This is a genomic window from Flavobacterium urumqiense, from assembly GCF_900108015.1.
GTDB classification, from domain to species: Bacteria; Bacteroidota; Bacteroidia; order Flavobacteriales; family Flavobacteriaceae; genus Flavobacterium; species Flavobacterium urumqiense.
Window position 1 is genome coordinate 1 of the sequence record NZ_FNVP01000004.1, and the last position, 15,341, is coordinate 15,341.

Consider the following 15,341-nt stretch of genomic DNA (forward strand, 5'->3'; position numbering starts at 1 on the left):
CTCCTAAGCAATTATCTGCTTCGTCGGTTACATCCAGAATGTTGGCAGTTGGAATTTCAGCTTTACATTGTAAACCCGTTAGGTTTGCAGGAGCAATTCCAGTCGGTGCAGTTTTATCTCCACCCGAATTAGAATACTTTTGATCTGTTAGAATATTACCACAACCGTCGCTCACATCGAAAGTATAAGTCACAATCCATGCGCAAACTGTACTAGTTACCTCTGTATTAGTTAAAGTTGCTGTAACTTGGCCACTGCAATTATCGGAATAACCCAATATTGCATTCGTTGCACTAAATGGGGATGAAGTTACCGCATCGACTTTGCATGAATTGGAATCTTTAGTTCCAGCATAAGGTGCACCAGTTAAGGTTGGTGCAGTTTTATCTCCCCCAGAATTAGAATATTTTTGACCTGACAGCGTATTATTACATCCATCTTTCACATCGAAAGTATAGGTCACAGTCCAAGCACAATCAGTGCCAGTTATTTCGGTATTCGTTACGGTTGCTGTAACAGCACCACCACAATTATCGGTATAACCAAGTATTGCATTAGTTTCATTAAATGGTACAGTAATTAACGCATTGACTTTACACGAATTGGAATTAATAGTTCCCGCATAGGGAGTTCCTGTTAAAGTTGGTGCTGTTTTATCTTTACCCGTATTAGAGTATTTTTGACCTGTGAGAGTATTATTACAACCATCTTTCACATCGAAAGTATAAGTAATAGTCCAAGCACAATCACTACCGGCTACTTCGGTATTAGTTAAAGTTGCTGTAACTGCTCCACCGCAATTATCAGTATAACCCAATATTGCATTAGTTGCACTAAATGGCGCAGTTGTTACTGCATCGACTTTGCATGAATTGGAATCGGAAGTTCCCTTATAAGGAGTACCCGTTAAAGTAGGCACCATTTTATCTATTATTCGAATAACCTGATCAAATTTAACAGTATTGCTGCAAGCATCACTTACAGTCCAATGTCTAACAATGACTTTATTGTTTGTACATGATCCCTCATCAGGAGTCAAACAAACCTTCTTGAATTTAATCTCTCCATTTGAACTTTGTTGTTTGCGTGAAAATATTTTCCATTCCCCATTCATCGGGCCAGTCAATTGATCAAAACAAGAAGCATAAATTCCACCGAGTTGCCCTATTGTGGCTCCCCACGGGATGAAGTTACCAGGTCCCGGAGCGAAATTAGTATTGTTATCGTATTTTTGATATGGAGAACTGCAAGGATAGAATGTAGGTTCATATACTTCCTTAGTCGCTGGAGAATTATCATTGCAATTACCTTCTACGCAATAAGGACCTACAAGTATAATTTTGTCGCCATTTGGGGCAATAAGTGTAAACTCAGCTCTTCCTTTACCTTGGTTTGTTTCGAAAGTTAAAGATATTTTTCTAATATCTTTGGCAGTTAGGTTATCAAATCCAGCAACTGTAAAAGAGAAATAATCACCGCGAGCATTTACATTCTGTTCTGGTTCAGTACCAAAACAAGAATCATCTTCAGGAGTAGCAGTCGGGTGGGGATCACATTTGTCTTTTAAGTCAGTTATAGTACCAGCAGGTCCTGTAATGCTATAATCTGCTTCACAATTTTTATCACTTTCAAGTATTATTAAAGTTTTTGGAGGCGTAAATGTAGGAACTGTTGTGTCCTGTACTTCTATTGTTTGTGATTTTGTTGTAAAATTACCACATGTGTCTTCCGCTTTCCAGGTTCTAGTTAAAGTATAGTTATTTGGGCAACCTCCATTTGTTTTTACTTCTCCAAGATAAGTTACCAAAGGTGTTAAATCACAGTTGTCACTTGCGGTAGCAGTTGCAGCAGTTGCATCAGAAGGTAATAAACTACATTCAACAGTTATCTCTGAAGGTACATTTAAAATTGGTTTAGTATCATCAATTCGTGTGTTGTACGTTACTTCATCATAATTGCCACAACCATCCGTTACTTTTACCGTAATTATCGCGGCACAATCTCCAGCGGTATTAGCAACAGTTGTCAAAGTGCCAATACAGTTATCAGAAGAAGTGGTTGCTGATTTAGCCGCTGCTTCCGCTAAAGCTACCGATGCATAACAAGTACCGATAGAACCTTTTGTAACGCTTGGTTTAGTATTATCAATTCGCGTGTTATACGTTATTTCATCATAATTGCCACAACTATCAGTTACTTTTACCGTAATTATCGCGGCACAATCGCCAGCAGTACTGGCAGCAGTTGTCAAAGTGCCAATACAATTATCAGAAGAAGTGGTTGCTGCTTTAGCCGCTGCTTCCGCTAAAGCTACCGATGCATAACAAGTACCGATTGAACCTTTTGTAACCGTTGGTTTGGTATTATCAATTCGCGTGTTATACATTACTTCATCATAATTGCCACAACCATCCGTTACTTTTATAGTAATGACAGCGGCACAATCGCCAACGGTATTAGCAACAGTTGTCAAAGTGCCAATACAGTTATCAGAAGAAGTGGTTGCTGCTTTAGCCGCTTCTTCCGCTAAAGCTACCGATGCATAACAAGTACCTATAGAACCTTTTGTAACCGTTGGTTTGGTATTATCAATTCTCGTGTTATATGTTACTTCATCAGAATTACCACAACCATCCGTTACTTTTACCTTAATGACAGCGGAACAATCGCCAGCTGTAATAACAGCAGTTGTCAAAGTGCCAATACAATTATCAGAAAAAGTGGTTGCTGCTTTAGCCGCTGCTTCCGCTAAAGCTACCGATGCATAACAAGTACCTATAGAACCTTTTGTAACCGTTGGTTTGGTATTATCAATTCGAGTGTTATACGTTACTTCATCATAATTGCCACAACCATCCGTTACTTTTACCGTAATGACAGCGGCATAATCGCCAGCGGTACTGGCAACAGTTGTCAAAGCGCCAACACAATTATCAGAAGAAGTAGTTGCTGCTTTAGCCGCTGCTTCCGCTAAAGCCACCGACGCATAACATGTATTTATAGAACCTTTTGTGACCGTTGGTTTGGTATTATCAATTCGAGTGTTATACGTTACTTCATCATAATTGCCACAACCATCCGTTACTTTTATAGTAATGACAGCGGCACAATCGCCAGCGGTACTGGCAGCAGTTGTCAAAGTGCCAATACAATTATCAGAAGAAGTGGTTGCTGCTTTAGCCGCTGCCTCCGCTAAAGCTACCGATGCATAACAAGTATTTATAGAACCTTTTGTAACCGTTGGTTTGGTATTATCAATTCGCGTGTTATACGTTACTTCATCAAAATTGCCACAATCATCCGTTACTTTTATAGTAATGACAGCGGCACAATCGCCGGCAGTACTAGCAGAACTTGTCAAAGTGCCAATACAATTATCAGAAGAAATAGTTGCTGCTTTAGCCGCTGCTTCCGCTAAAGCTACCGATGCATAACATGCACCGATAGAACCTTTTGTGACCGTTGGTTTGGTATTATCAATTCGCGTGTTATATGTTATTTCATCATAATTGCCACAACCATCAATTACTTTTACCGTAATTATCGCGGCACAATCTCCAACAGTACTGACAGCAGTTGTCAAAGTGCCAATACAATTATCAGAAGAAGTGGTTGCTGCTGTAGCCGCTACTTCCGCTAAAGCTACCGATGCATAACATGTACCGATAGAACCTTTTATTATCGTTGGTTTGGTGTTATCAATTCGCGTGTTATACGTTACTTCATCAGAATTGCCACAACCATCCGTTACTTTTACCGTGATGACAGCGGCATAATCGCCAGCGGTACTGGCAACAGTTGTCAAAGCGCCAACACAATTATCAGAAGAAGTAGTTGCTGCTGTAGCCGCTGCTTCCGCTAAAGCTATCGATGCATAACAAGTATTTATTAAACCTTTTGAAACCGTTGGTTTGGTATTATCAATTCGCGTGTTATACGTTACTTCATCGAAATTGCCACAGCCATCCGTTACTTTTACCGTAATGACAGCGGCACAATCGCCAGCGGTACTGGCAGCAGTTGTCAAAGTGCCAATACAATTATTAGAAGAAGTGGTCGCTGCTTTGGCCGCTGCCTCCGCTAAAGCTACCGATGCATAACAAGTACCGATAGAACCTTTTGTAACCGTTGGTTTAATGTCATCTACAACATTTACTGTTTTTGTACAAGTTGAAATACATCCGTTTGCAGCTGTAATTGTTAATGATAAAGTAAATGTTTCGCTACAACTTGAACCTGCAGTTACAGAAACGGTTGAAGAATTGGAGTTTCCAACTATTGTTCCGTTTCCTGCTATACTCCATGCATATGTAGCACATACAGGTGCTGAATAAATAGTTGAAGATGATGGACATAATGGTCCATTTGGACCCGTAATCAAACATGTTGTTGGCTGTTTAACAGTAATAACTACATCGTCTGATACTGAACATTGTGATCCTATACCTGCTATTGGTCCCGTCACTACGGTTAATCGAAGTGTAGCAGAACTTCCATTTATACTCACATTTGAATTTAGATCTGTTGGGTCTGTAATAGTACCTGATCCAGCTACAAATGACCAATTTTTAGATATAATTTGATAACCAGGACTTGCTATAGCTATTCCATGAAGCATATAAGGAGATCCATAACAGACATTATCATCATGTCCTGCATCAGCACTTCCAAGTGTGAGATTGTCAATAGCAAGTGGATCAAAAAAATCCGTAATTGCCGCAGATGGAGAATTAGAAGTTTTAGATTTAACAAAAACAGTTTTTATTTTAAGGCTCGCACAGGGATCGATTGATCCTAATACCGCTGTTAAATTAACAGCTGATTCAATAAAAGTATTTTGAGGATAATTATTTGCACCAAATGCCTGAAAGGGAACAGGAACATTAGTTGTATTCCCTGCGGCATATGCTGAGTTGAGTGGAAGAGATGTAAAATACGTTTTATATTCCCAAATACTTCCATTGAGTTCCCATTTTTGAATATCAAATTTTGCAACGCCGTTTTGAAAGTATACAGTCAACAAAAAATCATTTGCTGTACGTCCACCAGTTGATGCGAGAGCGGAAGTAGAAAATCCACTGCCAGTTTTAGTGATAGCAGTTTGTAGAAATTCAAAATCGACATAGGAATTACCACTATTACTTAAACGGTCGGCGGCAAAAACAACCCATACGTTACCATTAGCATCAGTTGTAAAATGAATTAATGCATTGTTCATGTCGGTTTTATTGTTGGCGGTGCCAGACACCCAAGACCAACTGTTTGGATTATCATCTACTTTATTACCTCCACCAAATATATTATCGGTAGAATTGCCATAAGGATCATATAAATGATAAGTTGTTGCTAAATTTAAAGGTATTCCTGAGTTTGCAAGGATATAACCGCCAGTCCCAGTTCCGTCAACCCAATCGCCAGTATTTGAGTTGGCTAAAAGCGAACCGTCGATATTAATTCCCCCAGTTGGTGAATTTACTGGTGCAATACCCGGACCAATTGTTTGGGCAAGAATAATGGAAGGGAAACTGAATATACTTAATAGAAAAAGCGTAAATAGTTTTGTCGAATTAGTAAAAGTTGATTTCATATTGATTTTTTTTAAATCGTTAGAAAGTGAAGTAAAATTTAATAGTAAAAATTACTTCTTGGGTTTTTTGTATATTGAAGATTGCATAAGATTGTTCAAGTCATGAATCTTCATAGTTATCAAATCTATTTTTATAGAAATAAATGAATGATTAAAAAACGGACAAATTGAGACCATTTTTTAATAAAGAATATCATATTTTGAACTAAATCATTCCAATATTTAGGAGTCTTAATTTCAAAATTTTCAGTACAAGTTAATAGGATAAAAATTGGGGTATGTAAAGTAATTTTTGTTGTCATAATATTCTTTTTTAAATAATAAACTATTGTTTGTATGCAATAAACTTGTATTTTAATTATTTAGATTTTTAATAAAACGTTGTTTTGTTTCTTAATTAAATTATTATTTTATTAAAAAAATAATTCAATTTTACCATAATTGATATGGCCTTAGAATTATATCAGTATAATTATTATAAAAAAATCAAGGCTGCTAAAAATATATTTGCTTGAGCGATATCGTATTAACTAAAAATGCTGATAAATATGATCTGTATTTTTTTAAAGATTATTTTTTGCGGTTAAAGAATATTTTACTCGCAGGTGAAGACCCTTTTTTCAATACAATTCAATAAATAGAACTTTTAAATCTTTGTTTCAAAAAATGATTCTAGCTTTTTTTAAATGATGAAAATTTTCTTTTTTTGGGGTATAAGAATATTTTCAGTCTCAGGTGTCTTGCCTTTATTTAATACAATTTAATAAATAGATTTTTTAAATCTTTGTTTCAAGAATTATTCTAGATTCTTTAAGGATGAAAATTTTCTTTTTTGGGGTTAAAGAACATTTTCAGTTGCAGGTGACTTTCCTTTTTTCTAAACTTTAAACAATTTAAAAATGTAAATTTTTAATCTAAAACCAATTTTGGTTTAGATTTATAAAGAAGAAAATTTTCCTTTTTTGGGGCTGAAAGAATTTCTTTTTCTTTAGGTTCAATATTATTTTAAATTTTCAAACTACTAATAAAAGTTTGTTAATTCGCATATTCAAATTTAAGAATAATAATTGTTATTGATTTTTTTTTCCTACGAATTACTTAAATAATCGTTAAAATGTATTTTTTTGAATAAAAAAATTCACTTTTCTTTGATACAAAAAAAATTACAAAGACAACTATGTAATTTAGGTCTATAGTTAAAATAAAAAATGGAATAAGTAAAAAACTATTGAATGATATTTTTTACTATTGGCAGACATCGAAGAATTTGGAAATACTAATTTAGTACTATTTGAACTAAGCTTTGGGTAGTAAATATTTAAATAATTTTTTATGACTGTTTTATTAGTACTAAAAAACATTTAAAAAAAATAAAAAATCATCTTTTCTTTTGTAAATTGTAGTAGAATATTTCACTGATTGAAATTTGTTACTTCCTCAATTTCTAAATGATTATTTTCTTATGAAAAATTTAATTTTAATTAGACATGCAAAATCAAGTTGGGATGCTCCTTTGCATGATAAGGACCGACCTTTGACACATCATGGAATCAAAGATGCCCATCTTGTTTCTTCAAAAGTCAAAAATGTTCTTCCTAAAACATACGTGGTGTGGAGCAGTTCAGCTAAAAGAGCTTCGGATACGGCAATTATTTTTGCACAAAACATTTCCTATCCCATAGAATGTATCATTTATAAAGACGACCTTTATACCTTTGATGAAAAAAAATTAGAGAAAGTTATAAAATCGTGCAATAATCTTTTCGATAATATCATTCTTTTTGGACATAATGGTGCTGTTACAAATTTTGTTAATAGATTTGGTGATGTCAGTATTGAAAATGTTCCCACAACTGGGTTTGTATCCTTACAATTTGAAACGGACGATTGGACAAAAATTGATACAGGCAAAATAAAAAAAATAATATTTCCAAAAGATTTAAAATAAGTAGATGTTAGAACACAAGTATATTGATAGAGAAAAAAGTTGGTTAGCATTTAATGCAAGAGTTCTTCAAGAGGCGGCAGATGATTCAGTTCCTTTATTAGATAGGCTCAGATTTTTAGGGATATTTTCTAATAATCTTGATGAGTTTTTTAGAGTTCGTTTTGCAGCTATCAGACGATTAAGTCTTTCGGGAATATCAGGCGAAAAGTATTTGGGTGGTATTTCGGCTCAAGAATTAGTGAAAGATATAACAGAAATTGTAATACAGCAGCAATCTGAAAGTTTAAGGATTTTAAGCACTATTGAGACTAAATTAGAATCCAAAAATATATTTATTATTAATGAGAATCAAATTTCTATTGATCAGGAAATTTTTTTAAAAGATTTTTTTATTCAAAAATTAAGTCCAGAATTAGTCACTATCATATTAAATGATTTAGCTGAATTTCCATTATTGAAAGATACTTCGGGATATTTGGCGATAAAACTTATTATGAAACTAAATGATGAGATACGGTATGCAATTATTGAAATTCCAAAAACATTAAATCGTTTTGTTGTTCTCCCTTCAGATAATGAAAAACAATATGTCATATTAATTGATGATGTGATAAGGCATAATTTGAGTAGTATTTTTAATATTTTCGATTACGAAAGTATTTCAGCGCATATGATAAAAATTACTAGAGATGCACAGTTAGATATTGATAGTGATTTGAGTAAAAGTATGATTGAAAAAATTACCACAAGTGTAAAAGATAGACGTATAGGGGAACCCGTTCGATTTATTTATGATCAATTAATTGAGAAAGATACACTTCAGTTTTTTCTTGATAAAATGAATATTGTTTCTACAGATAGTATTATACCTGGAGGTAGATATCATAACAGACGCGATTACATGAATTTTCCAAATCTTGGCAGATTTGATTTATTATATAAAACAAATGATCCGCTACCGATTCCCGGTTTAAGCTTGGAAGGGAGTATGTTGGGAAAAATAAGCAAAAAAGATTATTTATTAAATGCACCTTATCAGTCTTTTTCTTATTTGACCAAATTTTTGCGTGAAGCAGCTCTTGATCCAAAGGTAACTTCTATAAAAATTACTCTATACCGATTGGCTAAAAATTCTCAAATCATTAGTTCTCTTATAAATGCTGCCAAAAACGGAAAGAAAGTAACTGTTCAAATAGAATTACAAGCAAGTTTTGATGAAGCTTCAAATATTTCTTATGCGGAGCAAATGCAAATGGAAGGCATCGAACTCATTTTTGGAATAAAAGGCTTAAAAGTCCATAGTAAAATATGTGTTATTGAAAGAATTGAAAAAGATAAAATAAAACGATACGGTTTCATTTCCACCGGAAATTTTAATGAATCTACGGCAAAAGTATATACGGATGTCACCCTTTTTACAAGTCATCAACAAATTTTAAAAGACATCACAAAAATATTTGATTTTTTCGACATCAATTACAGAGTTCATCGATACAAACATCTTATCGTTTCCCCTCATTATACCAGATCTCGATTTTATAAATTAATAGACAGGGAGATTTTACATGCATTAGCAGGTAGAAAAACATTCATAAAATTAAAAATGAATAGTTTGTCTGATTTTAAAATGATTGATAAATTATATGAAGCAAGCACAGCTGGTGTGAAAATACAACTTGAAGTGAGAGGAATTTGCTCATTGATACCTGGAATTCCTGGAATGAGTGAAAACATTGAAGCGATAAGTATAGTAGATAATTATCTCGAACATTCCAGAATTTATATATTTGGTAATGCCGGGCAAACGGAAGTCTTCATTTCATCTGCTGATTTTATGACCAGAAATCTTGATGGGCGAGTTGAAGTTACTTGCCCAATTTATGATCAAGAAATTAAAAATGAACTCATTGACAATTTCAATTTGGGATGGAAAGGAAATGTAAAAGCCCGTTACCATTCTTATATATTGGATAATAAATATAAATTAAGAAATCATGATCCTATTTTTAGGGCCCAATGGGAAACTTATAAATATTATCAAAATAAAGTTGAAGTCCTGGCAGAAAAAGCTATTTAGTGGTATTTTATCATTAATAAAAATTAAAAATAAATTTCATATCGTAATATAATAATGATTAAAATTAAAAAATATGCAGCGATTGATATTGGTTCAAATGCAATGCGTTTGTTAATTACTAATATTGTTGAGCAGGACGGAAAGGAAACTCAATTTAATAAAAGCTCATTAGTTCGTGTTCCAATTCGTTTAGGGCAAGATGCCTTTACTGTAGGTGAAATTTCTGAAGAGAATATGGAGCGAATGTGTGATGCGATGAGAGCGTTCTACCTGTTAATGAAAGTGCATAAAGTGGAGCGCTATATGGCCTTTGCTACCTCGGCAATGAGAGAAGCATATAACGGTAAAGAAGTTGTTGCCTTTATCAAGAAAAAAGCAGATATTAAAATAGAAATAATCGACGGAAAAAAAGAAGCGGCAATAATAGCTTCAACTGATTTGCATCATTTATTAAAATCGGATCAAACGTATCTTTTTGTTGATGTAGGTGGTGGAAGCACTGAATTTACCTTATTTTCGAATGGTAAAATGATAAATTCCAGATCTTTCAAAGCTGGGACAGTAAGGCTGTTAAATGGTATGGTTTGCGATGTTGTTTGGGATGAAATTGAAAAATGGATTAAGATAAATACCCAAGATTATGATGAAGTTACACTAATAGGTTCTGGTGGGAATATTAATAAATTATTCAAAATGTCAGGAAAAATAGAAGAAAAGCCTTTGTCTTATATTTATATGAATTCACAATATGCTTTTTTAAATACGCTTACCTACGAACAAAGAATATCAGAATTAGGTTTGAATCCTGATCGTGCCGATGTAATTATTCCAGCAACAAGAATTTATCTTAACGCCATGAAATGGAGTGGAGCAAGAAATATTTATGTACCTAAAATTGGTCTTTCAGATGGTATTGTAAAGGCCATGTATTACGGTAAAATATAGGTTAAATAGCTAATTTCAATTAATTAATTAATTAAATATTGGAGCGGCTTTATGTAAAAATATCCAAATAGACAAGCGTAGATTAAAGCTGTTCAGTGATGATGTTTTGGCAATAGTATCACCATCATGATATTGGAAATTAAAGTTCCGATAGGGAACAATTTCAGTGATTTGATACCATTTGATTACCTCGTTCATTAGTTATGTACTAAGTTTTGTATTTGTAGGAATTTAATGAAAAAATAATTAATCATTTAATAAAAAGTATTTCTAAAATAAAAGGCACAATAGTATGCGCTAATTTACATTTTTGATTCGGATTATCATTGAATCCTATTTTTATTAAATGGACGGGAACACATCTTTTTGCCAAAGCCGCAATAATTTTATATGGTATATTTTTCTTTTTATGCTTCATTCATTATTGGATTCTCCAATGTGTAATTATTATAAGCGAAGGAAAAGATTCATTGCGGGCAAAAGCTGTAGGGAAAGATACGAAAGGAAAAATCATTCTTTATTTATATTTTTTAGCGACAGTATTTTCGTTTTTAAATGAATGGATTGCTGGTTTCATTTATATACTGGTTGCCATAGTATGGTTTAAGCGAGAGAAAAAGATTGAAAGAAAAAAAATTCACATGAAACAGATCCACCTGAAAAATAAATAAATCCAGTTCAAAAAACAATAAATCTACATGAAGAATAGCTATTTTAAATTGTAAACATAACTATTGCAGTGTTTCAATTCAAATCTATTTCTTCAATTTAAACATTCAAATCAAGTCCAAAAGTAGTTCGCAATAAATCAATATTTGGATTTATTTCAAGAAGCCTGTTGTATCGGTCTTGGTCGTTAAAGTTTCTCTTGCTTTCAATACTTTCATTTACAATAACTTCTATCGTAATATCATGATTGTGTAAATGACCTTTCAAATGTCCTAGAAGACCGTTTTTCTCATTTTCAAAATCTAATTTAGATCCTTCATTTGGCAATTCTAGTGTGATGGCAGTTCCATTGAGTTTTGGATCGTTTATCAATAGCAGCGATTCCATTATTCTATAGCCTTTATCCCCTAAACGTTGGGCATATTTATTCCAAAATAGTAACATTTCTGTTTCCGTGAAAGCTTCTGTAGGCAAATGAAGCACTTCTTTTACAATTCCTTTATTGCTTTCTTCCAATGCTTTTTTGGCGCGAATGCTTGATAATGAAAAAGCAGAAACTTTTGTTTCACTTGAATTTGGAATACCAATTTTTACTATAGAAGCAGGAACTGGAATTGTTGTCGCAATAACTATAGCCTCAGGCTCATTCTCTTGAACTGATTCTATAACTTGAGCAATCGGTTTCGATTCTTCAGTTTTAGTTTGAACTGTTATTGAATAATCGTTCTTTCTAAAATAAGTTGGTGGGATTATAAATTTGTCAACTTTTTTTTTTCTCCATCAAAAGTGATAGAGGCAAGTTGCATCAGACAAAGCTCAACAAGTAATCGCTGATTTTGACTTACTTTGTATTTTAAATCACAATCATTTGCAATTTCGATTCCTTTCAAAAGAAAGTCTTGACTACATTTTTGTGCTTGCAAACCATACATTTGTTGCGCTTGTTCACCAACTTCCAATAATGATAAAGTGGAAGGAGTTTTAGAAACCAATAAATCTCTAAAATGCGATGCTAATCCTGATACAAAATGATGCGAATCAAATCCTTTAGAAAGAATATCATTAAAAGCCAATAGTAATTCTGGAATTTTATTTTCCAAAATTAAATCGGTAACGGAAATGTATGTTTCATAATCTAAAACATTCAGGTTTTCAGTAACGGCCTGACGTGTTAAATCTTTTCCGCAAAAAGAAACTACTCTATCAAAAATAGACAAGGCATCACGCATGGCACCATCCGCTTTTTGAGCAATTATATGCAAAGCATCATCTTCATAATTTACACCTTGATTGGTCGCAACTTCGGCTAGATGTTCTTTGGCATCTTTTACAGTAATTCTTTTGAAATCAAATATCTGACAACGAGAAAGTATCGTTGGAATAATTTTATGTTTTTCGGTCGTAGCCAATATAAAAATGGCGTGCTTTGGCGGTTCCTCTAGTGTTTTCAAGAATGCATTGAAAGCTGCTGAAGACAACATGTGAACCTCGTCAATAATATACACTTTATATTGTCCCGTTTGTGGCGGGATTCGGACTTGGTCAATCAGATTGCGGATATCATCAACGGAATTATTGGAAGCAGCATCTAACTCGAAAACATTAAAAGCAAAATCTTCGTTTGGATCATCATAACCTGGCTGATTTATTTTTCGAGCCAAAATACGAGCGCAAGTCGTTTTTCCAACACCACGAGGTCCTGTGAATAGTAGGGCAGAAGCAAGGTGATTGCTTTCTATGGCATTCAATAAAGTATTGGTAATGGCTTTTTGCCCTACAACATCTTTAAATGTTTGAGGACGGTATTTACGCGCCGATACTACAAATTGTTCCATAAAATTTTAATTCGAAAGCAAATATAGGTTTTAATTTAAAGATGTAAAAATTTAAGGATTGAAAGATTTTATAATTTTTCAAATGGTTTTTAATTCCCAAATTCCTTAGCCCGGATAGCAGTGTAAATCCTTATGAGCCGGGTTTCGGCGATTAAGATTGCAACGGATAGCTGGAATTAGCTACTACTAAATTGTAATTTCAAAAATATTAAATATTTCGAAATCTGATCGAATTGTTAGCCAAAAACGGCTTTTGAAGAATTTATAAATTTCAATCCTGATAGCGGATATTCGGGGACACCTTTTTGTTGTATTAATACTTTGAATTTCATTCCCATATCGATCAATAATCTGTAATTAATAAGTGATTCCTGCATTGCCTGCGCCAGATTATTCGGGTTATTATTTAAAGCTGAATTTTGATATTCTTTGATGCCCAATGCCAATAAAAATTGAGCTTGATCCACACTTCCGCAACAATCCATTCCGTATTGGGAACCCCAATGTGATATCGCAGAAAAGTTGGTGTGGGTTGTAATATCTTGTTGACCGATAAATTGATAAGGATTGTCGTTTTTTTGATGTTTGTAATAACATAAGAGTGTACCACAACTCCTGCGGTTGCTGTATAATTCAGCGGATAATGATCCATAATCTATGGTTATCACGTAACCTTTCTTCAAGGATTTAGAAATGTCTTTTATCCAAGATACAGCTTCCAAATTAATTTCGGTTCGAAATCCTTCAGGCAATTGTACATTTAATGTAGCCAAATAATCGGCGAGTTCTTGTTTTGCAGGTTTCAAAATTTCAATAAAACCATCTTTATAATCTACAAATACTTCCTTAAGTTGATCTTCCATAATTACTTGATGAACGGAAAAATTATCAATCAATTCATTAGATAAAATGCAGCCGTTAATTTCAGTAATTTCTTGAATGGAGTTATACCAACTTACTTTTTCATGTAAATGTTTCTTTTGAATTTCTCGCATGCTAGAACTTTTTTCTATAATAGAATAAGTTAAGCTGTTATATAAAGAGATATTATTTTTGAGATAATCTAAAATATCATGACATAATAAACCAGTTCCGGCACCATATTCCACAATTTTAAAAGGCTTTTTTTCTAAATTTCGCCACATTTCTTCAATTTGACGGCCAATCATAGCCCCAAATGCAGCAGTAAGATTGGCACTGGTGTAAAAATCACCATCTGTCCCAATCTTGTTTTGTGAAGAATTATAATAGCCAAGTTCTGGATAATATAATGCCATTTCCATGAAATCCCTAAAAGACAATGGACCTTCTTTTTTGATTCGTTCTATTATGATTCCAGAAAGCAACATAGAATTTAGGAATTAAATCTTGATTTTTTCTCTCAAAAAATAGGATAAAAATAGTTTTCCGATAACTCAGAAAGTACAACTCAAACAACTATTATTTTTTTCTTCCTTTAATGCTGATTTCGTTCAAAACTGTAGCAGCATCATTTTCGGAATTTGCAGAAAATCCAGCTACAAAAACGCCTTTTTTACCAGAATTGGATTTTATGCCATAAACAGTTGCTTCGTCATCAGGATTACTGTCGCCTTCGTATCGATATATGTGCTCGATTTCGTAGCGATGCGGATTTTTTATAATATCATCTGTATGGAGATTAAAATCAAATGTATATCCTTTTTCATTTAAATCATCTAAGGCTTTAGAAACTGTGGCATAATGATACATATTTGACATAATAGAAGATTTATGGTTAATTATTAAAGGTAACTATTTTATTATGAATTTGTTGTCAAAGACTTGTTAAAGTAACTAATCTAAAATCTGAAAACAGGAATAAATATCGTAAATTCGCATCGCAGACCGCCTTATCGTCGTCTCGATTTATCGGGAGGGAGGAAAGTCCGGACACCATAGGGAAGCATAGCGGGTAACACCCGTCGGTTCGAGAAATCGAATTAGGACAAGTGCAACAGAAAGTATGTACAGGTAATGCTGTAGTGAAACCAGGTAAACTCTATGCGGTGAAATATCAAGTATATCAGCATTTAAGGACTTCTCGTCCGTTGTTGAAGGGTAGATAGTTTGAGTCCCGCAGTAATGCGGGATCTAGATAAATGATAAGGCTCCGATTTTTCGGAGACAGAATCCGGCTTATAGGTCTGCATTTTTTTATTAAAAGATTAATAAAATTAGGATTGTAAAATCTAAAAGAGAACCATTAAGAAATTAAGTTTCATTAAGTCATAAGGCTTAATTTTCTAAATTTCTTAATGG

Annotated in this window: 7 protein-coding genes, 1 other RNA gene and 1 pseudogene; 4 read left to right on the forward strand and 5 right to left on the reverse strand. The window is 33.5% G+C overall.

All coding sequences use genetic code 11. From position 1 onward, the window contains the following. Window positions 1-5,587: pseudogene (locus C4S35_RS06420) on the reverse strand (hypothetical protein); the annotation flags it as partial. 1,462 nt (window positions 5,588-7,049) lie between these two features. Here C4S35_RS06420 and C4S35_RS06425 point away from each other — a divergent pair. The 3 genes from C4S35_RS06425 to C4S35_RS06435 are packed head-to-tail and all read left to right on the forward strand — an operon-like array spanning window position 7,050 to window position 10,557. Further along, the gene (locus C4S35_RS06425) at window positions 7,050-7,535 is read left to right on the forward strand and encodes a SixA phosphatase family protein (protein WP_103999397.1); all 486 of its coding nucleotides are present in this window, start codon (window positions 7,050-7,052) and stop codon (window positions 7,533-7,535) included. Between the two features lie 4 nt (window positions 7,536-7,539). After that, entirely contained in the window at window positions 7,540-9,612 is a 2,073-nt protein-coding gene (gene ppk1, locus C4S35_RS06430; RefSeq protein ID WP_103999398.1) for a polyphosphate kinase 1, read from the forward strand. Between the two features lie 54 nt (window positions 9,613-9,666). Next, a complete protein-coding gene (locus C4S35_RS06435; RefSeq protein ID WP_103999399.1) occupies window positions 9,667-10,557 on the forward strand; it encodes a Ppx/GppA phosphatase family protein in 891 nt (296 codons plus the stop codon). A gap of 768 nt (window positions 10,558-11,325) precedes the next feature. Here C4S35_RS06435 and C4S35_RS06445 read toward each other — a convergent pair. From C4S35_RS06445 to C4S35_RS06460, 4 genes are all read right to left on the reverse strand, one after another. Then, a complete protein-coding gene (locus C4S35_RS06445; RefSeq protein ID WP_244175205.1) occupies window positions 11,326-11,742 on the reverse strand; it encodes a DNA polymerase III subunit gamma/tau in 417 nt (138 codons plus the stop codon). 233 nt (window positions 11,743-11,975) lie between these two features. Further along, window positions 11,976-13,061, reverse strand: coding sequence for a DNA polymerase III subunit gamma/tau (dnaX, locus tag C4S35_RS06450; RefSeq protein WP_103999400.1), 1,086 nt, complete (start codon window positions 13,059-13,061; stop codon window positions 11,976-11,978). Between the two features lie 236 nt (window positions 13,062-13,297). Next, window positions 13,298-14,410: a class I SAM-dependent methyltransferase gene (locus tag C4S35_RS06455; protein ID WP_103999401.1), complete on the reverse strand. Its 1,113-nt coding sequence runs from the start codon at window positions 14,408-14,410 to the stop codon at window positions 13,298-13,300. 91 nt (window positions 14,411-14,501) lie between these two features. Further along, window positions 14,502-14,801: a hypothetical protein gene (locus tag C4S35_RS06460; RefSeq protein WP_103999402.1), complete on the reverse strand. Its 300-nt coding sequence runs from the start codon at window positions 14,799-14,801 to the stop codon at window positions 14,502-14,504. Between the two features lie 118 nt (window positions 14,802-14,919). Here C4S35_RS06460 and rnpB point away from each other — a divergent pair. Beyond that, window positions 14,920-15,237, forward strand: an RNA gene (rnpB, locus tag C4S35_RS06465) — RNase P RNA component class A. Window positions 15,238-15,341: the final 104 nt, after the last annotated feature.